Annotated in this window: 20 protein-coding genes; 6 read left to right on the top strand and 14 right to left on the bottom strand. The window is 65.3% G+C overall.

Annotated features, from left to right (window positions below; translation table 11 throughout):
• Positions 1 to 29 precede the first annotated feature (29 nt).
• The 9 genes from ACO2Q4_RS02130 to ACO2Q4_RS02090 form a co-directional block, all read right to left on the bottom strand.
• Positions 30 to 725, bottom strand: a complete 696-nt coding sequence (locus ACO2Q4_RS02130; protein ID WP_311760635.1) for a tetratricopeptide repeat protein — start codon at positions 723 to 725, stop codon at positions 30 to 32.
• A 75-nt stretch (positions 726 to 800) separates the two neighbouring features.
• Positions 801 to 1,709, bottom strand: a complete 909-nt coding sequence (rarD, locus tag ACO2Q4_RS02125; protein WP_395134948.1) for an EamA family transporter RarD — start codon at positions 1,707 to 1,709, stop codon at positions 801 to 803.
• A gap of 117 nt (positions 1,710 to 1,826) precedes the next feature.
• Positions 1,827 to 2,426 carry a superoxide dismutase gene (locus ACO2Q4_RS02120; RefSeq protein WP_423317009.1) on the bottom strand — a complete coding sequence of 200 codons (600 nt, stop codon included), beginning with the start codon at positions 2,424 to 2,426 and terminating at the stop codon, positions 1,827 to 1,829.
• A 123-nt stretch (positions 2,427 to 2,549) separates the two neighbouring features.
• A complete protein-coding gene (locus ACO2Q4_RS02115; protein ID WP_395134949.1) occupies positions 2,550 to 3,008 on the bottom strand; it encodes a hypothetical protein in 459 nt (152 codons plus the stop codon).
• A gap of 69 nt (positions 3,009 to 3,077) precedes the next feature.
• Complete coding sequence (locus tag ACO2Q4_RS02110; RefSeq protein ID WP_423317007.1) at positions 3,078 to 3,596, bottom strand: sarcosine oxidase subunit gamma; 519 nt, start codon at positions 3,594 to 3,596, stop codon at positions 3,078 to 3,080.
• Positions 3,589 to 6,519, bottom strand: coding sequence for a sarcosine oxidase subunit alpha family protein (locus ACO2Q4_RS02105; RefSeq protein WP_423317005.1), 2,931 nt, complete (start codon positions 6,517 to 6,519; stop codon positions 3,589 to 3,591). Before ACO2Q4_RS02105 ends, ACO2Q4_RS02110 begins: the two co-directional genes overlap by 8 nt.
• Entirely contained in the window at positions 6,516 to 6,884 is a 369-nt protein-coding gene (locus ACO2Q4_RS02100) for a sarcosine oxidase subunit delta (protein ID WP_395134952.1), read from the bottom strand. The genes ACO2Q4_RS02105 and ACO2Q4_RS02100 overlap by 4 nt, the downstream gene beginning before the upstream one ends.
• A 256-nt stretch (positions 6,885 to 7,140) precedes the next feature.
• Positions 7,141 to 7,425, bottom strand: a complete 285-nt coding sequence (locus tag ACO2Q4_RS02095; RefSeq protein WP_311760642.1) for a hypothetical protein — start codon at positions 7,423 to 7,425, stop codon at positions 7,141 to 7,143.
• Positions 7,426 to 7,579: 154 nt separating this feature from the next.
• Positions 7,580 to 8,854, bottom strand: a complete 1,275-nt coding sequence (locus ACO2Q4_RS02090) for a sarcosine oxidase subunit beta family protein (protein ID WP_423317003.1) — start codon at positions 8,852 to 8,854, stop codon at positions 7,580 to 7,582.
• A 205-nt stretch (positions 8,855 to 9,059) separates the two neighbouring features.
• On the opposite strand from ACO2Q4_RS02090, the gene ccmI reads away from it, so the two are divergent.
• Genes ccmI through ACO2Q4_RS02075 form a run of 3 tightly spaced genes read left to right on the top strand, consistent with a single transcriptional unit; the run spans position 9,060 to position 10,914 of the window.
• Complete coding sequence (gene ccmI / locus ACO2Q4_RS02085; RefSeq protein WP_423317001.1) at positions 9,060 to 10,274, top strand: c-type cytochrome biogenesis protein CcmI; 1,215 nt, start codon at positions 9,060 to 9,062, stop codon at positions 10,272 to 10,274.
• On the top strand, positions 10,271 to 10,738 hold the full coding sequence (ruvX, locus tag ACO2Q4_RS02080; RefSeq protein ID WP_311760645.1) for a Holliday junction resolvase RuvX: 468 nt from the start codon (positions 10,271 to 10,273) through the stop codon (positions 10,736 to 10,738). The genes ccmI and ruvX overlap by 4 nt, the downstream gene beginning before the upstream one ends.
• Positions 10,735 to 10,914 carry a DUF1289 domain-containing protein gene (locus ACO2Q4_RS02075; protein WP_423316998.1) on the top strand — a complete coding sequence of 60 codons (180 nt, stop codon included), beginning with the start codon at positions 10,735 to 10,737 and terminating at the stop codon, positions 10,912 to 10,914. Before ruvX ends, ACO2Q4_RS02075 begins: the two co-directional genes overlap by 4 nt.
• 3 nt (positions 10,915 to 10,917) lie before the next feature.
• Here the strand turns inward: ACO2Q4_RS02075 and ACO2Q4_RS02070 are convergent, their stop codons facing one another.
• The 4 genes from ACO2Q4_RS02070 to mog all read right to left on the bottom strand — a co-directional run bounded on the left by ACO2Q4_RS02070 (position 10,918) and on the right by mog (position 15,050).
• The gene (locus ACO2Q4_RS02070; protein ID WP_423316996.1) at positions 10,918 to 13,074 is read right to left on the bottom strand and encodes an esterase-like activity of phytase family protein; all 2,157 of its coding nucleotides are present in this window, start codon (positions 13,072 to 13,074) and stop codon (positions 10,918 to 10,920) included.
• A gap of 87 nt (positions 13,075 to 13,161) precedes the next feature.
• Positions 13,162 to 13,512 (bottom strand): hypothetical protein, encoded by a 351-nt coding sequence (locus ACO2Q4_RS02065; RefSeq protein WP_311760648.1) that lies wholly within the window; start codon positions 13,510 to 13,512, stop codon positions 13,162 to 13,164.
• Complete coding sequence (locus ACO2Q4_RS02060) at positions 13,509 to 14,417, bottom strand: DnaJ C-terminal domain-containing protein (protein WP_395134956.1); 909 nt, start codon at positions 14,415 to 14,417, stop codon at positions 13,509 to 13,511. The genes ACO2Q4_RS02065 and ACO2Q4_RS02060 overlap by 4 nt, the downstream gene beginning before the upstream one ends.
• A 99-nt stretch (positions 14,418 to 14,516) precedes the next feature.
• Entirely contained in the window at positions 14,517 to 15,050 is a 534-nt protein-coding gene (mog, locus tag ACO2Q4_RS02055) for a molybdopterin adenylyltransferase (RefSeq protein WP_423316993.1), read from the bottom strand.
• Positions 15,051 to 15,151: 101 nt separating this feature from the next.
• Between mog and ACO2Q4_RS02050 the strand changes: the two genes are divergently transcribed.
• A complete protein-coding gene (locus ACO2Q4_RS02050; protein WP_423316991.1) occupies positions 15,152 to 15,610 on the top strand; it encodes a GNAT family N-acetyltransferase in 459 nt (152 codons plus the stop codon).
• Between the two features lie 54 nt (positions 15,611 to 15,664).
• On the opposite strand, the gene ACO2Q4_RS02045 is transcribed toward ACO2Q4_RS02050, so the two are convergent.
• On the bottom strand, positions 15,665 to 16,897 hold the full coding sequence (locus ACO2Q4_RS02045) for an argininosuccinate synthase (protein WP_311760652.1): 1,233 nt from the start codon (positions 16,895 to 16,897) through the stop codon (positions 15,665 to 15,667).
• Between the two features lie 78 nt (positions 16,898 to 16,975).
• Here ACO2Q4_RS02045 and ACO2Q4_RS02040 point away from each other — a divergent pair, with 78 nt between their 5' ends.
• Positions 16,976 to 17,758, top strand: coding sequence for a hypothetical protein (locus ACO2Q4_RS02040; RefSeq protein WP_423316989.1), 783 nt, complete (start codon positions 16,976 to 16,978; stop codon positions 17,756 to 17,758).
• 46 nt (positions 17,759 to 17,804) lie between these two features.
• Entirely contained in the window at positions 17,805 to 19,043 is a 1,239-nt protein-coding gene (gene ilvA, locus ACO2Q4_RS02035; protein WP_311760654.1) for a threonine ammonia-lyase IlvA, read from the top strand.
• Positions 19,044 to 19,125: the final 82 nt, after the last annotated feature.

Below are 19,125 nucleotides of genomic sequence, written 5' to 3'. Positions count from 1 at the left end.
CTAGGTTCACGTCCCGGCAGGATGCCGGATCATTCGGAAGGCGCGATCGGCATGGTCTGCGGACCCGGACCCTGCGCATCCTCGGGGTCGGCGCCCAGGGTGATCATCATCTCGGCCAGGCGTCGCCGCAAGGCTTCGGACAGCCCGTCCTTTTGCTGGATCTGGCGGATGAGCATCGTCGCATCCTCGCTGCGGCCGGCGCCGATCAGGGCCACGGCCTTCTGCTCCAACGCCAGCAGTTCGTAAGGCGCGCCGGGCTTGGAGAGTTGCGACAGGATGCCATCCCGCTTGGCCGCATCCATCGTCGGTCCCGCCAGCATCACCGCCTTCAGCAGCGCAAGGTCGTGCAGCAAGGGATCCTGGGGATTCGCCTCGGCCGCGGCCAGAAGCCGCTCGGACGCCTTGTCGGCCTGACCCGCCTCGGCCTCGGCACCTGCCGCCAGCATCTCGGACAGAAGCTTGCGACCACCCGAACCCTTGGCGTCGATGGCGGCAAGGGCCGTGGCGCGATCGGGCGAATCCTGAGCCGCCAGGACGGCATCGCCCCAGGCGCGCGCGCTTTTTTCAGCCTGACCCGAGGAATACTCCCGCCATGCCGATCCGGCGACCAGCACCAGGATCAGCGCGATCGCGATCCAGCCGAAACGGCGGAATGCCGTGAAAAGGCGGTCGCGGCGCAGGTCGTCGGTGACCTCGTCGATAAAGCTGTCGTTCTGATTGGCCATGTCGCCCCCGGTATGCTTTCGCGCTGTTTTATACGGGCTTGCGCGCGTTTGCCAATGCCGAGGCGCGGATGGCGTTCACGTCCGGCGGCGCAGTGCCGCAGGAACAAGCCCCAGCGCCGAGGCGGAATAGATCGCAAGCGCGGTCCAGATCATCGTGAAAGCGATCATGTGCCAGCCGGTGAAGGTCTCGCCAAAGATGGCGACCGCGCAAAAGAATTGCAGGGTGGGATTCAGGTATTGCATCAACCCTACCGTCGCCATTCCGATCCGGCGGGTGGCATAGCTGAACAGGATCAGCGGAACCGCGGTGACGACGCCGGAAAATACCAGCAGCAGGGTCTCGCCAAGGTGGGTGCCGAAGCTGACGGGTTGCAGCAGCGCCGCGGGCATCAGGCCGGTCGCCTGCAGGATCAGCCACAGCGCGGCCAGCGGCGTCAGGATCGCCACCTCGCAGGCCACGGACAGGACCGGGCCCATCGGCAGTGCCTTCTTCGCGACACCGTAAAGCCCGAAGCTGATAGCCAGTCCGATGCTGATCCAGGGCGCGACGCCAAGTCCCCAGGTCAGGATCAGCACCGCCAGCGCCGCAAGCGCGACGGCCACGCCCTGGGTCACGGTCAGCCGTTCCTTGAACAGGACAATGCCCATCACCACCGCCACAAGCGGAAAGATGTAATAGCCCAGCGAGCTTTGCACGACATGCCCCGCCTGCACAGCCCAGATGAACAGCCCCCAGTTGGCGGAAATAGTGACAGCCGCAAAGACCAGCCGCCAGAAATAGGGTCCGGTCAGCGCCGCGCGGAACTCGGAAAGGCGGCCCTGATAGCCCAGGATGCCCAGGAACAGCACCAGCGACCACAGGGTGCGGTGGGCCAGCACCTCGGCCACGGGAACAGCGGCCAGCGTGTGATAGAACAGCGGCGACAGGCCCCAGATCAGGCAGACCCCGACCATGGCGATAAGTCCCTTGGCCTGTTCGCTCATCTTCCGGTCTCCATTCGCGCGCGCGATCAGGACATGAACCCGTCGCAGGGCAAGGACAAGGGCGAAACGCAAAAGGCCCGCCGGTCTGGCGGGCCCCTGTCTCGGGTGCTGCGGGGATCAGAGGCGCGAGGCCACGTTTTCCCAGTTCACCAGCTTGTCGAGGAAGTTTTCCAGGTATTTCGGGCGCGCATTGCGGAAGTCGATATAGTAGCTGTGCTCCCACACGTCGCAGCCCAGCAGCGCGGTCTGGCCGAAGCAAAGCGGGTTCACGCCGTTTTCGGTCTTGGTGACCTTCAGCGAACCATCCGCATCCTTCACCAGCCAGGCCCAGCCCGACCCGAACTGGCCGACGCCAGCTTCCGAGAACTTCTTCTTGAAGTCCGCGACCGAACCGAAGGACTCGGTCAGGGCCTTTTCCAGATCGCCCGGAATGGAACCCGAATTCGGACCCATCATTTCCCAGAACTGGGCGTGGTTCCAATGCTGGCTGGCATTGTTGAAGATACCGTTCTGCGCGACTGCGCCGGACTGGTAGGTGCCCTTGACGATGTCTTCAAGGCTCTTGCCTTCCCACTCGGTGCCCGAAACCAGCTCGTTGAGCTTGTCGACATAGGCCTTGTGGTGCTTGTCGTGGTGAAACTCGAGCGTTTCTTTCGACATGCCGCCCGCCGCAAGCGCGTCGTGGGCATAGGGAAGATCGGGAAGCGTGAAGGCCATTTTCGATTTCCTTTCCAGAGGTTCGGAACAGGTTTCTGACACAGCTGGGGCGCGGGGAAAAGCCCCGTCGCGCGGCCTGTCGTCAGGCGGGGCAACGCATGACCCGCAGCGCGGGTTCCGCCCCTATTCCTGCGGCGAAGCGCAATGGCCGTGCCCCTGCATGACGTTCTGATAACCCTGCGCGCTGACCGCCATGCTGGCGCTGCCATCGGATTTGCCGACCGTCAGGCGAAAATCCAGCCGATCGGCATATTGCCCCGAATGGTTGCGCACGCGGGCCAGCGCCCAGCCATAGGTGCGGCTGCGGCCATCGTCCGCCGTGACCACCGCCCGGATCGGGCGATGGACAAGATCCTTCAGAATCGGGTCGAACACCTCGATCCGGCCCGCATTCGCGCCGGTCGAGGGGCGGGTGAACATCAGGAACTCTGGCACCCAGCCGGTGCCGCTTTCGTCGACCAGCTCGCACATCATCACCCGCAGCGGCGGGCGCGGTGGCGGCGTCTGCGACAGGGCCGGAAAGGCAATGTTCAGGGCAAGGGCTAGGGCAAGAAGCGGCAGGACATGTTTCAGACGGCGCATCGGCAGACCCTGGAATGTGATCCCCCTATCCATAGACCGCTGGCGCGCCGTCACAAGTGCGAAGACGCCTCAGCGCGGATCAAGCGCGGTGCCCGAGCGCGCCGCCCCGGCAAGGATCCCGTGCAGATAATCCGCGACTGAGCGGAAACCGACCAGCGCGAATCCTTCGCCTTCGCGCCAGATGCCGCAGGCGACCTGCGCGGCACGGGTGCGGCGCATCCCGTTTTCCGGCATGGCAGCGATCTCGGTCGGGCAAAGCTTCATCAGCACCTGCTCGGCGCGCGAACCGCTGATCGCAAAGGCGACGCGCATGTCGCTGACGTCAAGGATCAGCGCATGTTCGTCCGCGACCGCTCCGGTCAGCGCCGCGACCGCCTGGGTGGTTTCCGCAGCGGGCAGGACCAGCAGCAACTCGTCGGGGGACATCCAGCACAGCCGGCGCGTTCCCTTGGCGCTGGCCGTGCCGGAGGCGGGCAGCGGCAGGCCCGCGGCCTTGGCCAGCGCTTTGCCCAGCCGCTTCTGGTCGGCGCGGATCTGGATCATGCCCAAGCCGGTGATCTCGTTGATGTCCGCCAATGCGTCAGCCATTCGCGCGGCTCCCTTCCTTGTCGTAGAAGACCGGATCGACGATCCGCGCCTTGAAGCTTTCCTGCCCGGCGACCGGGAATTCCAGCACCTCGCCCATGCGGTCCGGTCCATGCCGGACCAGTCCCATCGCGATCGGCCGATCCAGCGTCGGCGAGACATAGGTCGAAGTGACGCGGCCCTGCACATTGCGCTGGCCGTTCGCATTGACGCCTTCGGCCACGGCATAGACCCCATCGGGCAACATCCGGCCATCGACGCTTTCCAGCCCGACCAGCTTCCAGCGGTCGGCCGAGGCCATGAAGCTGCGTTCCTGCGCCCGCTTGCCGATATAGTCGTCCTTTTTCTTGCTGATCGCCCAGCCCAGCCCCAGATCCTGCGGGATCACGGTGCCGTCGGTTTCGTCCCCGATCATGATGAAGCCCTTTTCGGCGCGCATGACATGCATCGCCTCGGTCCCATAGGGGGTGATCCCCATGTCGGCCCCGGCGGCATGCAGCTTTTCCCAAAGCTCCAGCCCCCGCTTGGCCGGCACCGCGACTTCAAAGGACAGCTCGCCCGAGAAGCTGATGCGATAGACGCGCGCGGGGATGCCCGCGATCTCACCCTCGGCCCAACCCATGAAGGGCAGCGCCTCGGCCGACAGGTCCATGCCACCCAACCGCTCCAGCAGGGTGCGCGCCTGCGGACCGACCACGGCGACCTGGGCCCATTGCTCGGTCACGTTGGCGGCATAGACCTTCCAGTCCCACCACTCGCATTGCAGCCAGTCTTCCATATGGGCGTGCATCCGGTCCGCGCCGCCGGTCGTCGTATGGACCAGCCAGCTGTCGTCGGACAGGCGCGCGACCACGCCATCGTCGACAAGGAAGCCGTTCTCGTTGCAGATCAGGCCATAGCGGCACTTGCCCACCGGCAGGGTCGACATCATGCCGGTATAGATCATGTCAAGGAAGCGCCCGGCATCCGGCCCCTTCACGACGATCTTGCCCAGGGTCGAGGCGTCAAGCGTTCCGACCCCGGCCCGCACAGCGCGCACTTCGCGTGCCACGGCCTCGGCATGGCTTTCGCCCGATTTGGGGTAGCAATAGGGCCGCCGCCAATGGCCAACCGGCTCCCAATGTGCGCCGCGCGCCTCGTGCCAGCCATGCATCGGCGTCTTGCGCAGCGGCTGGAACAGATCGCCCCGCCCTTCGGCCGCGATGGTGCCAAGGGTCAATGGCGTATAGGGCGGGCGGAATGTCGTCGTCCCGGTGGCCGGGATCGGCTGCTTCAACGCCGCCGACAGCACCGCGAGGCCGTTGATATTGCTGACCTTGCCCTGATCGGTTGCCATGCCCAGCGTGGTATAGCGCTTGGTATGCTCGACGCTTTCATAACCTTCCTGCGCAGCCAGTTCGACGTCCGAGACCTTCACGTCGTTCTGGAAATCCAGCCACATCTTGAACTTCATCTTGCGGGTGGCGTTCACCGGCATGACCCAGACCGGCATCAAGGGCCGTTCTTCCGCCGCGCCGGTGCAGGCCGCGACGCGCAGGTCGCCTGCTGCCGCCCCGACCGGGCTGGCCATCGCCTTGCCATCCGCGCCGGTCGGCGGGCGGGCGGTGTCGGGGGCGAACATCGCCTGTGCATCCGACCAGTTCAGCTTGCCGCCGCAATGGCTCCACAAGTGCACGACCGGAGACCAGCCGCCGGACATGGCGACACAATCCGACGCGATCACCTCGGACACCTGACCCGACCCGGCATGAGAGCAGATCTTGACTGCCTCGACCGCGTGGCCGCCCTTGATCCCGGCAATGGCGCTGGCCGCCAGAATGCGGATGCCACGGGCCCGCGCCGCGGCAGGCAGCGCGCCGACCGGATCGGGGCGCGTGTCGATCACGGCAGGAACCTCAAGCCCCGCATCCAGCGCGGCCAGCGCGGTGCGATAGGCATCGTCGTTATTCGTCACCACCAGGATCCGCCGCCCCGGCGCCACGCCGTAATCGACGATGAAATCGCGCGCGGCCGAAGCCAGCATCACGCCGGGAACGTCGTTGCCGGCAAAGCTCAGCGGACGCTCCAGCGCGCCGGTCGCGACGATCACGTGACCCGCACGGATGCGCCACAGGCGCTGGCGCGGCAGTCCGGCATTCGGATCGTGATCCGCCAGCGCCTCGCGCGCGATCAGATAGCCGTGGTCGTATAGCCCGGTCGCCATCGTGCCACGGCGCAGGGTGACATTCGGCAGCACGCGCAGTTCCGACAGCAATGCATCGACGCGGGATTGCCCGTCCGCGTGATCGGTCGGCGTGCGCCCGCCCCACTGCGGGTTCTGTTCAAGCACGATCACCGACTTGCCCTGCCCCGCGGCATCGCGCGCCGCGCTCAGCCCGGCGATCCCGCCCCCGACGACCACCAGGTCGGCATGGGCATAGGCCTGTTCGTAGGTGTCCGGATCGGCCTCGGTCGGGGCCTTGCCCAAACCGGCCGAGCGGCGGATCACCGGCTCGAACACATGCTTCCAGAACGGGCGCGGATGGATGAAGGTCTTGTAATAGAAGCCCGCCGGGAAAAAGCGGTACATCCAGCTGTTCACCGCACCGATATCGACGTTCAGGGTGGGCCAGCTGTTCTGGCTGGTCGTGACCATGCCACCGACCAGCGCGGTCGTCGTCGCGCGCTGGTTCGGCTCGAACCGGCCACCTTGTCCCAGACCCAGCAGCGCGTTCGGCTCTTCGACGCCGGATGCCATCGGACCGCGCGGGCGGTGATACTTGAAGGAACGCCCCATCATCAGCTGGCCATTGGCCAGCAAGGCCGAAGCGATCGTGTCCCCGCGCAGGCCGAGCAGCTGGCGGCCGTCGAAGCGGAAGGGCAGCGGATAGGCGCGGTCGATCAGGCGACCGCCCCGGTTCAGGCGGAAGGGTCCGTTGTCGCTCATTCGGTCAGGCTTTCGACAGGCGAGGTTTCGGTCTTGGGGCTGGTCCAGTCGGGCATCCAGCCCGGTCGCTTGGCGCGGATGGCGGCGACGATCTCGTCCGTGGGATGAGAGGTTTGCGCCTTGTAGGTGCCAAAGACTTCAAGCGTGACGGTATCGCGTGCCGCCAGGAACCACTTCCCACACCCATAGGCATGGCGCCAGCGTTCGAAATGCACGCCCCTGGGGTTCTTCCGCGCGAACAGATAGGCCTCGAACTCGGCATCGGTCGAGCCGGGCCCGAAGCGTTTCAGATGCGCCTCGCCACCCGGATGAAGTTCCGTTTCCTCGGCGGCGATGCCGCAATAGGGACAGGTCAGGGTCAGCATCAGTCACTCCTTGTGCGGCAGGGCGCGCGCAGCAGAACGCGCCCGCCGGTTGGGGCGGACGCGAAGCATGTCATGGATCAGGAAATTTTCGCGGGCCCGAATCAAAAGCCCAGCGCCCGCGAAAAGCGGGGCGAAGGATTCGGCGCAAGGCGCGCGCAATATCGCGTCACGACCCTTGCACAAGATTGATCCGAGGGACGCAAGCGCCCCCCGGATCGCGATCGGACGGGCGGCCTTGGCCGCCGTCAGGATCAGATCAGTTGGCCGGCGGCGTGGTGCCAGCGGGCGCCGGTTCGGCAGGAGCGGGTTCCGGAGCGGGCGTGGCCGGAGCAGGCGTGGCCGGGGTCGCAGGCTCGACGCTGACAGCGCCATCGGCGGGTGCTGGCGTTTCCGCTGCCGGTGCCGGGGTCGTTGCTGCGCCGGTGTCGGCCGGAGCGGTCGGCTCGGGCGTTCCGCCGGACATGTACCAGTAGATGACGGCCAGGACGACGACGATCGCGCCGATGATGAGCCACAGGTTGCTCTTGTTCTGTTCGGCCATGAAGAAAACTCCTTGGTCATGGTGACGTAACCCACCAATGCGCCAGCCGAAAAAGAGTTCCATTGATTTCGCAGCACTTTTCGCGCGCGTGCACGATCGGCGAAGTCCCGCTTTGCCAGCCGCTCTGCCGGCAGGGCATCGCGCGCTATCGCCATCAGTGGGCGACCCCCGCCGCCACGCTTTCGTCGATGAAGCGGCCCTCGCTGAATCGGTTCAGACCGAATTCGGCGGTCAGGGGGCCGGGCGTGCCATTGGCCACCAACTCGGCCATGGCCCAGCCCGAGCCCGGAATGGCCTTGAAGCCGCCGGTGCCCCAACCGCAGTTGACGAAGATGTTGCCGACCGGAGTCGTCGACAGGATGGGCGAGCGGTCGCCAGTCATGTCGACGATCCCGCCCCATTGGCGCAGCATCTTCAGCCGCGACAGCATCGGGAAGGTCTCGATCAGCGCGCGGACGGTTTCCTCGACATGCTGCCACGAGCCGCGCTGGGAATAGTTGTTGAACCCGTCGGTGCCGCCGCCGATCACCATCTCGCCCTTGTCGGATTGCGACAGATAGCCGTGGACCGTGTTCGCCATGATGACCAGATCGCAGCAGGGTTTGATCGGCTCGCTGACCAACGCCTGCAGGGCCATCGACTCGATCGGCAGGCGGAACCCCGCCTTCTCGGCCAGGACCGAGGAGTGGCCGGCCACCACAAGCGCCAGCTTGTCGCATTCGATCCGGCCCTTGCCGGTATTCACCGCGCGGACCACTCCGCCTGCCGTCTCGATCCCGGTGACTTCGCAATTCTGGATAATGTGCATGCCCATGGCCGAACAGGCCCGCGCATAGCCCCAGGCGACAGCGTCGTGCCGCGCCGTGCCGCCGCGCGCCTGATAGAGCCCGCCAAGGACAGGATATCGCGGTCCGTCGATGTTGATGATCGGCAGCATCTGCTTGATCTGCTCGGGCGTGACCCAGTCGGTCGAGACGCCCTGCAACTGGTTGGCATAGACGGTGCGCTTGTAGCCCCGGACCTCGTGTTCGGTCTGGGCCAGCATCAACAGGCCGCGCGGGCTGAACATGACGTTGTAGTTCAGATCCTGCGACAGGTTCTCGTAAAGCTTCAAAGCCTTGTCATAGATCGCGGCCGACGGGTCCTGCAGATAGTTCGACCGGATGATGGTCGTGTTCCGGCCGGTATTGCCGCCGCCCAGCCATCCCTTTTCGATGATCGCGACATCGGTGATGCCAAAGTTCTTGCCAAGGTAATAGGCGGTCGCCAACCCGTGCCCTCCGGCCCCGACGATGACCACCTGATATTTCTTGCGCGGCTCGGGGCTGGCCCAGGCCCGTTTCCAGCCGGTATGCAGGCGCATCGCCTCGCGCGCGATGGCAAAGACCGAATAGCGGCCGGTGCTTTTTGAGGCGGGGTTGGCAGACATGTGCGGACCTTTCGAGACTCTCATCGCGCAGAGTGAAGCCTCGGCCCCAATCCGGCAAGCGGGCTTGCGACGGGCGAATTGTCGAAATGCGTCAGGCCGGGGCGCAGATCTTCCGTCCGGACATGGCACGGCTCTTTGACTTTTGCCGCGCGCCCGAAAACGGTATGAGGCATGTGCGCCGGCTGGGCGCCGGGGAGTATATGCGATGTTCTGGATCATCTGCGCCGCCATGACGGCCATCGTGGCAATCGCCATCGCGGCACCGCTGATCCGGCGGCGGCAAGCGGGCGAGGAACCGGCAGCCGCCTATGACCTGCGCATCTATCGCGACCAGCTGCGCGAGATCGAGCGAGATCTGGACCGTGGGCTGGTCGAACCGGCCGAGGCCGTTCGCCTGCGCAACGAGGTCGGGCGCAAGGTGCTTGCCGCGGACCGCGCGCTGGCACGCGAAGGCGCGGCCGGACGTGCTCCGGGCGGGCCTGTCGCGATGCTGGTGCTGGTCCTGCTGCTGGTCGGGGCGGTCCTGCTGTATCAGCGCATCGGTGCCCCCAAGATGCCGGACGAGCCGCTGGCCCAGCGGATCGCCGATGCCAATGCCTTCTACGCCAACCGTCCCAGCCAGGCCGAGGCAGAAAAGGTCGCGCCGAAGCCCGAGCGACCGACGCCCGATGCCGAATATCTGGCGTTGATCGACCAGCTGCGGGCCACCGTCGCCAATAACCCGGACGACCAGCGCGGGCAGGAATTGCTGGCCATGCATGAAGAGCGGCTTGGCAATCTTGTCGCCGCGAAACAGGCGCAGGCCCGGCTTGTCGCGCTGAAGGGCGACGGGGCAGCGGCCGACGACCACCTGCGCCTTGCCGCGTTGACCGCCGAGGCCGCGGGCGGCTTGATCACCCGCGATGCCGAGACCGAGCTGAACGCCGCCCTGAAGCTTGAGCCGCAGAATGCGCAGGCGCGCTATATGGCGGGATTGGTCCAGATCCAGAACGGACGTCCCGACCGGGCCTTCCCGATCTGGGCCGCGCTGCTGGAGGAAGGCCATGACGCAGAGCCCTGGGCCGCGCCGCTGCGCCTGGCGATCGGCGATCTTGCGTGGTTCGCAGGGCGTCCCGACTATGTCGCGCCCGAAGGTTCGCCCATGCCGCGCCCCGACGAGGCGGCGATGGCCGCGGCCGAGAACATGTCCCCCGATGAACGGCAGAAGATGATCGAGGGCATGGTCAAGGGGCTGGAAGCCCGGCTTGCGACCCAGGGCGGCACGCCCGAAGAATGGGCGCGGCTGATTTCGGCGCTTGTCGTGCTTGGGCAGAATGACCATGCGCAGGATATTCTGGGCGAGGCGCGGATGCGCTTTGCCGCAATCCCCGAAGCGCTCGACGTGGTCGAGGTAGCGGGCAAGAAATCGGGGCTGAAATGATCTGCGAGACGATCGAGGAATTCACCGCGCTTCTGCCGCGCGCGGGGGCAATCGCCGGGCTGGACCTGGGCACCAAGACCATCGGCGTCGCGGTCAGCGACGGGCTGCGCGGCGTCGCCTCGCCCATCACGGTGATCCGGCGCGAGAAATTCACGCTGGACGCACAGGCGCTGCTGAAAATCGCCGCGGAACGGGCGCTGGTCGGGCTAATCCTTGGCCTGCCCCGGAACATGGATGGCAGCGAGGGACCGCGGGCGCAATCGACCCGCGCGTTTGCCCGCAATCTCGAACGGCTGACCCCCCTGCCCATCAGCTTCTGGGATGAGCGTCTGTCCACCGTCGCGGCCGAGCGCGCGCTGCTGGAGGCCGACACCTCGCGCAAGCGACGGGCCGAGGTCATCGACCAGGTTGCCGCGGGCTATATCCTGCAAGGCGCGCTGGACCGGATGCGCCACCTGGGATGAAGCCGTCGTCGCCCTGCATCGACATCTGCCAGATCGACCCCGCGACGCGGCTGTGTATCGGCTGCCTGCGCTCGATAGACGAGATCACGCGCTGGGGCGGGATGACCGAAACGGAAAGGCTGGCCATCATGGCCAGCCTGCCCTTGCGCAAGACGGGCGCACCGCCCCGGTCCTGAGAGCTACATGCGGAAGGACCACAGGAAGGTTTCACCCGAGGAATCGTCGACGCCGTCATTGTCGGTCGCGACCCAGGCCGTGCCATCGGGGGTGATCGCGAGGCTTTCGACCTTGTCCTGGACATAGCCGTTCCACTGCTTCAGGTCGGGCAACAGGTCACGGACAACCTGTTTGCTGACGACCGGCAGGTCGCCCCCCAGCGGAGCGGGTTTCAGGTCGGCCAGTGCGACCGACGTCACCTGCTTCAGCTTGGCCGCCTGACCGATCAGATTGTCGCGCTCGATCAGGTAAAGATTGTCGCCGTGGACCGCGATCTCGGACAGGCCGACCCAGCCTTCGCCCGATTCCAGCGGATAGCGGACCCCGGCCCAATCACCCGAGGCGGGATCGAATTGCAGCAGCTTCGTCTGGCCCTTGGGATCATCCTTCCATTCGCGTTGGACGGCCATCCACAGCTTCCCGTCGGGGGCCAGCGCAATGCCTTCCAGACCAAAGCGGGTCGAACCGGCGGTCAGGTCGGCGGGCAGTTCCACCTGCTGGGCAATCGCTCCATCGGCCCCGACATGCAGGATCTGGTGCGGAATTTCCTTTTCGGGATTCCCCTCGCTTGCCAGCCAGAAGCCGCCGTTGCCGTCCGCGCTGATACCTTCAAGGTCCAGCTTTTCGGCAGGTTTTCCATCCTTGCTGACCACGATCCTCGCAGTGATGCGGGCGGGCTTCGCACCAGTCTCGACCCGATAGATCGAGGGCTGATTGGCATATGCGCTGTCGCTGATCGCATACAGCACCGAGGGGTCCGTGGGATCGACGGTCAGGCCCGACAGGGCACCCCAGCCGATCAGGTCGTCCTCGGTCGAGGCAATGGTCGGATAGGCCGGCTCGCCTTCCGCACGCTCAAAGATCATGACATGGGCGCGGGCGGCGCCGTCCTCGCCGAGGTCGGTTTCATTCGCACTGGCGAAAAGGTTGCGCTGCGGAATCGTCACCAGCCCCTCGGGACCGATGCCCGAAGGCAGGATCTGGGTCAGCACCGGCTGGGCGGGATTGGCGACGTCATAGACACCGATCGCGCTGCCGCGCTCGGACCCGACGAATAGCAGCTTCCTGCCGTCGAACTCGGCGTATTTCAGCGCCTCGGGTTCGACGCCCTTCTTGTCCGACCGCTTGTCGGGGTAATGTCCGATGCGGATCAGCGCGTGTTCGAAGCTGTTCCCGGCGTCATAGACGACCGAGCCGTCGCGGTTCCAGATGGTGAACCCGCGCGAGCCGCCCTTCCAGTCGCCTTCATTGGCCGTGGCGAAATGGTCGTTATCCAGCCATGCAAGCGTGTCGGGTTCGCGCGGGACAGCCTTGAGGCTGCCGGTAAAGTCCAGCCTGCCGTCCTTTTCCGTGTCGATCCCATCCAGATCCACCGTGCCCGCGCTGAAATGCGAGGCGACCTTGCCATCTGCGCCGATGACCACGAGGTAGTTGTTTTCCTGCAAGGTGACGACCAGATCGCCATTCGCGTTGAAATCGACATATTCCGGTTCGGGATCTTCGGGCGCGATGGCTGCCAGCCCGGTCAGATCGACGACCTGCTTGCCTGCGCAATCAACCTCTCCCGCCTTGATCGGCAGGCGAACGACGAAGCCTGCGGGCATCTGCGGCAGGGCGCCGTCATTGACGTCCTCGTCGCGCTCATTCTCGATCGCGACGGCCAGCATGTCGCCCTTGGGCGACAGCGCGACGGAATCGGGCTGCCCGCCGAGGTCGCAATTCGCCACCACCTGTTTCGAGGTCAGGTCGACTGTCCGCAGCACGCCCGACGGTTGGGTGAAACTTTCCGAAGTGTTCACGCCGACAAAGGCGCGCTCGCCCAGAACGACGGTGGTCGTCGGTTCGCCATCCATGGCGATGTTGCCAAGAGGCTTCGGTGCCTTGGGATCGGCGATGTCGATCAGCCCGATCGCGTTCAGCGGACTGTCGGAATAGATCAGCTCCATCCCATCGGCCGTCGCGGTCATGATTTCGGCCGAAGTCGCGCGGGCGCGATCCTCGCCTTCGGCCATGTTGTCGGCGGTGGCGAAGCTGGAGATGCGGTTGAAGACCGGCTCGGCAAAGGCCGGCGCGGCGGCCGACAGCGCAGCGATCGAGCAAAGGGTCAGGCGAAAGCTCATGCAATCCTCGGGGGTTGGCGTTTCCCCCGCGGATTTGGCGCGATGATGTAACGCCCTGTTATCGGGCTGATGACGCTTTCGTGACCTTTAGTCGCGCGTCACCACGCGCACCTCGCGAATGGCGGTCTTCAGGCGGGCGCGCGTCTCGACCGGCTCGCGCGCCACGGCGTCAAGGATCGCGCACATGTCGCCGCGCAATCCGTGCAGCTGGTCCACCAGCGACAGGACAAGGGCCAGTGCCTCTTCGTCAAGGTGATAGCCTTCGGACAGATCCACGACCAGATGCAGGCGCGCGATGTCCAGTTCGCGGAACAGCGGGCCTTCCTGCGACTGCACGGGCAGGACGACACCGCTGCGGATATAGCTTTCCAGCTGGGAGCGCGTCAGTTCGGGCAACTGCACCAGCACTTCGGTCAGCGAGAAATGGCGGCGCGTCATTTGCCCCTCCTGGGATCGTAGACGTGTTCCTGTCGCCAGTTTTCCATGAAGCGCGCCAGTTCGTCGTCGATCTGCGGCGGCATCACGACCTTCAGCACGACATGCTGATCGCCGCGCTTGCCGCCTTCGCCACGCAGGCCCCGCCCCTTCAAACGCAACTTCTGGCCCGAGCTTGCACCCCGCGGGACGGTCAGCATGACGGGGCCGTCGATTGTCTCGGCCTCGACCTTGCCGCCCAGGATCGCCTCGTCCAGCGTGATCGGCAGGGTGGTTTCCAGGTCGTTCCCGTCCCTTCGCCATTCGGGATCGTCGGCGACCACCAGCGTCAGCAGCGCGTCGCCCGGTCCGCCGTCGCCATAGCCCGCGCCGCCCTTGCCGCGCAGGCGGATGATCTGGCCGTCATGCGCGCCTTCGGGAATCTTGACCTCCAGCACCGCGCCATCGGGCATGGTGATCCGGGTCGACCCGCCCCGTGCGGCGGTCATGAAGTCGATCTCCATCGTGAAGCGCTGGTCCTGACCGCGCATGTCGAAGCTGCGCGCCCCGCCCCGGCGCCGGGCGCCACCCTGCCCGAACAGGTCCGAGAACACCTCTGACAAATCGTCGAAATCCTGCGTGCCCTGGCGATAGGGATTGTCGCCCGCCTGGGCATAATCGCGGTAATAATGCCGTTGAGCCTGCTCCTGTCCCGAGGCGTCGATCTCGCCCCGGTCGAAACGGGCACGCTGCTCGGCGTCTTTCAGCAGGTCATAGGCCGATGACGCCGCCTTGAAACGCTCATGCGCCTTGGGATCCGGGTTCAGGTCCGGGTGATCGGTCTTGGCGATCTTGCGATAGGCCTTCTTGATCTCGTCCTGGCTGGCGTTCTTGCCCAGACCCAGCGCCTTGTAGGGATCATCGGCCATCGCTGTTCCGTCCTTTCACCTGCCCCGCGACATCGTCCCTGCGCCGCGGCCGTTCCGGGCCATGGGACACCGGCACACCGGCTTTGTCCAGTTTTCCCGTCATTTCTTCGGCCGGAAGGCGACGATCCGGGCGGGGTCCGTTTCGATCCGGGCCGCCCCGATCAGATCAAGACAATAGGGCACGGCGGCAAAGACCGCATCAAGGCAGGTCGCTATGGCCGAGGGCTTGCCGGGAATGGTGATCATCAGCGTCCGCCGGCGAATGCCCGCCGTCTGGCGCGACAGGATCGCGGTCGGCACCTCGCACAGGCTGGCGCGGCGCATCTCCTCGCCGAAACCGGGCAGTTCCTTTTCCATGATGTCGGCCATGCCCTCGGGCGTCAGGTCGCGCGGGGCGGGTCCGGTGCCGCCGGTGATCAGGATCAGGTCGGCGCCCTTGTGGTCACACAGCGTGCGCAGCGTGTCCGCAACCGACTCGCGGCCATCGGGGATGATGGTGCGCGTGATCTCGAGGGGCGAGGTGATGGTGGCGCGCAGCCAGTCCTCGGCGCCCGGCCCGCCCTTGTCCTCGTATTCGCCGCGACTCGCGCGGTCCGAGACTGTGACGATGGCGATATGGGCAGGGCGGGTCATGGGGGCAGCCTTCTTCAGAGGTTCGCGGCCATAGTGGCGGGGAATGCTCGGGAAAGGAATCCCGTATTGCCTGTGGCCTCACCGCGTGATCGACTGCGCCCATGCAGCAAGATCCGATCCGCCCCGCCCTTCCCGCCGACGAAGCCGCCATCCGGGCCTGCGCCCATGCCGCCTACGGCCAGTATGTCACCGCGATCGGCCGCAAGCCCGCCCCGATGGAGGCCGATTTCCCGGCCCAGATCGCCGCGGGTCACGTTCATATCGCCAAGGACGCGACGGGCGCGCTTCTGGGTTATGTCGTATTCTTTCCCGAAGCCGGGCATATGCATCTTGAAGCCGTGGCCGTCACGCCCGCGGCCACCGGCAAGGGCGTCGGCAGGCAGTTGATCCAACATTGCGAGGAAGCGGCCCGCCGGGCGGGCCTTGGCGCGGTCCATCTTTACACGAACCAGAAGATGACCGCGAACCTGTCGATGTATCCGCATCTGGGCTTTGTCGAGGTCGACCGCCGGTCCGAGGATGGCTTCGACCGGGTCTTTTACGAAAAAACCGTGCGCTGACCGCCAGTCGGGCGGAATCGAAAGGGCCGCGGTGATGACCGCGGCCCTTCGGGATCACTTGCCGGCGACGCGCGCGTTGCGGGTCGCGATCAACTTGAGGCGCAGGGCGTTCAGCTTGATGAAGCCTGCCGCGTCCTTCTGGTCATAGGCGCCGGCATCTTCTTCGAAGGTGACGTGCTTTTCGCTGTAAAGCGAATGTTCGGACCAGCGGCCCACGCATTGCACCGAGCCCTTGTAAAGCTTCAGGCGGACGGTGCCGGTGACATGTTCCTGCGACTTGTCGATCAGCGCCTGCAGCATCTCGCGTTCGGGGCTGAACCAGAAGCCGTTATAGATCAGCTCGGCATAGCGCGGCATGATCGAGTCCTTCAGGTGGCCCGCACCGGAATCCAGCGTGATCTGCTCGATCCCGCGATGGGCTTCCAGCAGGACGGTGCCGCCGGGGGTTTCATAGATTCCGCGCGACTTCATGCCGATGAAGCGGTTCTCGACGAAGTCCAGCCGGCCGACGCCGTGCTTGCCGCCGATTTCGTTCAGGCGCGTCAGGATCGAGGCGGGCGACAGCGCCTCGCCATTGATCGCGACCGCATCACCCTGTTCGAAGGTGATTTCGAGGAATTCGGGTTCGTTCGGCGCTTCCTCGGGCGAGACGGTGCGCTGATACACATATTCCGGCGCGGCCTCGGCCGGGTTTTCCAGCGCCTTGCCCTCGGACGAGGTGTGCAGCAGGTTCGCATCGACGCTGAAGGGCGCTTCGCCGCGCTTGTCCTTGGCGATCGGGATCTGGTTCGTCTCGGCGAATTCGATCAGCTTGGTGCGCGAGGTCAGGTCCCATTCCCGCCATGGCGCGATCACCTTGATCGAAGGATCCAGCGCATAGGCCGAAAGTTCGAAGCGGACCTGGTCGTTGCCCTTGCCGGTCGCGCCATGCGCGACGGCATCGGCGCCGTGCTTGTGCGCCAGTTCGACCAGATGCTTCGAGATCAGCGGGCGCGCGATCGACGTGCCCAGCAGATAAAGCCCTTCATAGACTGCGTTGGCGCGGAACATCGGGAACACGAAGTCGCGCACGAATTCCTCGCGCACGTCGACGATGTGGATGTTCTCGGGCTTGATCCCCAGAAGCTCGGCCTTGGCGCGCGCCGGCTCCAGTTCTTCGCCCTGGCCCAGGTCGGCGGTGAAGGTGATGACCTCGCAGCCGTATTCTGTCTGAAGCCATTTCAGGATGATCGAGGTGTCGAGCCCGCCCGAATAGGCAAGGACGACTTTCTTCGGCGCGTCGGTCATGCGGTTAACCCTCATAGGAATTTCGGCAGGGAATAGGCCCATTCGCCGCTTGTCACAAGGGGAAGGGGGAAATAACGATTGGCGAAAATCGGGGGGATCATGCAGGCGTTCCGCATTCTCAGACACGCGTTCCTGATGGTGGCACGACACCCTCGACAGGCGGTCACGATCTCGCTCGTGCCGACGCTGATCCAGACTGCAGCTTTTGCAATCTTCATCACCGTGCTTCCCAAGATGGTCGCGAACAGTACTGGGGCGGGCCGGTTCTGGCTTCTTGCCACGACACTCGGGCTGGTTATCGGCTTCTGCACGATCTGGATCGCGGTCGGCTGGCACCGCTTCGTACTACTGGGAGAGGAGCCACGCTTTATTCCCGCGCGACGCGCCCGGTCAATCCTGAACTACGCGAAAACGGCGGTGATCACGGCCGTCTTTCTGAGCCTGGCGTTAATCCCATTGGCGATGGCGATTTTCGCCCTGATGCTGATTGTAAATCGCGACGCGCTGCCGACGGCGGCAATTCTGCTCGGCTTCTTGGGAAATTTTCTCTTTTGTATCTTGTTGCTGCGCCTTGGTGTCGCGCTTCCGGGGGCGGCGCTCGGCGACAGGACACCTATCGCGCGAAGCTGGGCCGCAACGGGCGGCAAGACCAGCACGCTCGCGATGATCACGCTCCCCTACATGCTGATGCAGTACGGACTTCAGCAGTTGCCGTTTGCCGAACACAACCATGCCTTCATTCAACAGAGTTGGCCGTGGCTGGGCGCACAGCTGATGGTCTATTGGTTGCTATGGATGTTCGCACTGTCCCTGCTCACCACCCTTTGGGGCCATTACGTCGAAGGCCGCGCCCTGACCTGAATCAACCCCGCTTGCCAAATCCGCCGTTTCGCGCCATTGGCGGGGCATGGAAAATTTTGCCGCCTCTGTCCGCCAGGCAGAGATCGCGCTGCGCGACCTCTTCGAGCCGACCCCGCTTCAGAAGAACGACCACCTCTCGGCGAAATACGGTGCCGAGATCTGGCTCAAACGCGAAGATCTGACCCCGGTGCGCAGCTACAAGCTGCGCGGGGCCTTCAACGCCATGCGCAAGGTCGCAAACGGCGCGCAGGGCCATTTCGTCTGTGCCAGCGCCGGGAACCATGCCCAAGGCATGGCCTTTGCCTGTCGCCATTTCGGCGCCAAAGGCACGATCTTCATGCCCGTCACCACGCCGAAGCAGAAGATCGACAAGACCCGCATCTTTGGCGGCGGCGCGGTCCAGATCGTGCTGACCGGCGACTATTTCGACCAGACGCTGGCCGCCGCACAGGAATTCTCGCGCGAACACGGGGCGACCTTCCTGTCGCCCTTCGACGATCCCGACATCATCGAGGGCCAGGCGACCGTCGGGCTGGAGATGCTGGAACAGCTTGGCGCAGCACCCGACATCGTGGTGCTGCCGGTGGGCGGGGGCGGTCTGTCCGCAGGCGTCACGCGGCTTCTGCAAGAGCTGTCGCCCGAAACCCGGCCCGAATTCGCCGAGCCGGAGGGCGGTTCCAGCCTGCAGGCGGCGTTGCAGGCGGGCGAACCGGTGACCCTGCCCGCGGTCGACAACTTTGTCGACGGCGCGGCCGTGGCCCGGATCGGCGCCCTGCCCTTTGCCCAGCTTGGGCAATTTGGGCCCGAACAGGTCCACCTGGCCCCCGAAGACCGCATCTGCGCCACCATGCTTGAGATGCTGAACATCGAAGGCATCGTGCTGGAACCCGCCGGTGCGCTCGCCGTGGACGTGCTGCGCGACATTCCCGATCTTGCCGGCAAGCGCGTGGTCTGCATCTGCTCCGGCGGGAACTTCGATTTCGAGCGCCTGCCCGAGGTCAAGGAGCGGGCTCAGCGCTTCTCGGGGCTGAAACGCTACTTCATCCTGCGGATGCCGCAGCGCCCCGGCGCATTGCGCGACTTCCTGCAGCTTCTGGGGCCGGACGATGACATCGCCCGTTTCGAGTACCTGAAAAAATCGGCGCGCAACTTCGGCTCGATCCTGATCGGGATCGAGACCACCTCGCCCGAGAACCTCGACCGCCTGCGCGAGCGGCTTGAGGGGGCGGGCATCGGCTATCGCGACATCACCCGCGATCCGGTCCTTGCGGAATTCCTGATCTGAACCCGCACGGGCCGCCATCGCGGCGGCCCGACCGGGCAAGATGATGAAAATGCCCGCCATTAATCGAAGCTTCAGCCCTTCG

It is taken from the genome of Paracoccus sp. KR1-242 (assembly GCF_049446195.1).
In the GTDB taxonomy this organism is placed as follows: Bacteria; Pseudomonadota; Alphaproteobacteria; order Rhodobacterales; family Rhodobacteraceae; genus Paracoccus; species Paracoccus broussonetiae.
This window is presented reverse-complemented; position numbering and strand designations above follow the sequence as displayed.

Bases quoted from the DNA above. Each gene is read 5' to 3' on its own strand.
- ACO2Q4_RS02130 (WP_311760635.1), bottom strand. From the start codon at position 725: ATGGCCAATCAGAACGACAGCTTTATCGACGAGGTCACCGACGACCTG.
- ACO2Q4_RS02120 (WP_423317009.1), bottom strand. From the start codon at position 2,426: ATGGCCTTCACGCTTCCCGATCTTCCCTATGCCCACGACGCGCTTGCG.
- ACO2Q4_RS02090 (WP_423317003.1), bottom strand. From the start codon at position 8,854: ATGTCTGCCAACCCCGCCTCAAAAAGCACCGGCCGCTATTCGGTCTTT.
- ACO2Q4_RS02050 (WP_423316991.1), top strand. From the start codon at position 15,152: ATGCAGCAAGATCCGATCCGCCCCGCCCTTCCCGCCGACGAAGCCGCC.
- ACO2Q4_RS02060 (WP_395134956.1), bottom strand. From the start codon at position 14,417: ATGGCCGATGATCCCTACAAGGCGCTGGGTCTGGGCAAGAACGCCAGC.
- ACO2Q4_RS02100 (WP_395134952.1), bottom strand. From the start codon at position 6,884: ATGCTGACCCTGACCTGTCCCTATTGCGGCATCGCCGCCGAGGAAACG.
- ilvA (WP_311760654.1), top strand. From the start codon at position 17,805: ATGGAAAATTTTGCCGCCTCTGTCCGCCAGGCAGAGATCGCGCTGCGC.
- ACO2Q4_RS02105 (WP_423317005.1), bottom strand. From the start codon at position 6,519: ATGAGCGACAACGGACCCTTCCGCCTGAACCGGGGCGGTCGCCTGATC.
- ACO2Q4_RS02115 (WP_395134949.1), bottom strand. From the start codon at position 3,008: ATGCGCCGTCTGAAACATGTCCTGCCGCTTCTTGCCCTAGCCCTTGCC.
- ccmI (WP_423317001.1), top strand. From the start codon at position 9,060: ATGTTCTGGATCATCTGCGCCGCCATGACGGCCATCGTGGCAATCGCC.
- ACO2Q4_RS02065 (WP_311760648.1), bottom strand. From the start codon at position 13,512: ATGACGCGCCGCCATTTCTCGCTGACCGAAGTGCTGGTGCAGTTGCCC.
- rarD (WP_395134948.1), bottom strand. From the start codon at position 1,709: ATGAGCGAACAGGCCAAGGGACTTATCGCCATGGTCGGGGTCTGCCTG.
- ACO2Q4_RS02045 (WP_311760652.1), bottom strand. From the start codon at position 16,897: ATGACCGACGCGCCGAAGAAAGTCGTCCTTGCCTATTCGGGCGGGCTC.
- ruvX (WP_311760645.1), top strand. From the start codon at position 10,271: ATGATCTGCGAGACGATCGAGGAATTCACCGCGCTTCTGCCGCGCGCG.
- ACO2Q4_RS02070 (WP_423316996.1), bottom strand. From the start codon at position 13,074: ATGAGCTTTCGCCTGACCCTTTGCTCGATCGCTGCGCTGTCGGCCGCC.
- ACO2Q4_RS02110 (WP_423317007.1), bottom strand. From the start codon at position 3,596: ATGGCTGACGCATTGGCGGACATCAACGAGATCACCGGCTTGGGCATG.
- ACO2Q4_RS02075 (WP_423316998.1), top strand. From the start codon at position 10,735: ATGAAGCCGTCGTCGCCCTGCATCGACATCTGCCAGATCGACCCCGCG.
- ACO2Q4_RS02095 (WP_311760642.1), bottom strand. From the start codon at position 7,425: ATGGCCGAACAGAACAAGAGCAACCTGTGGCTCATCATCGGCGCGATC.
- mog (WP_423316993.1), bottom strand. From the start codon at position 15,050: ATGACCCGCCCTGCCCATATCGCCATCGTCACAGTCTCGGACCGCGCG.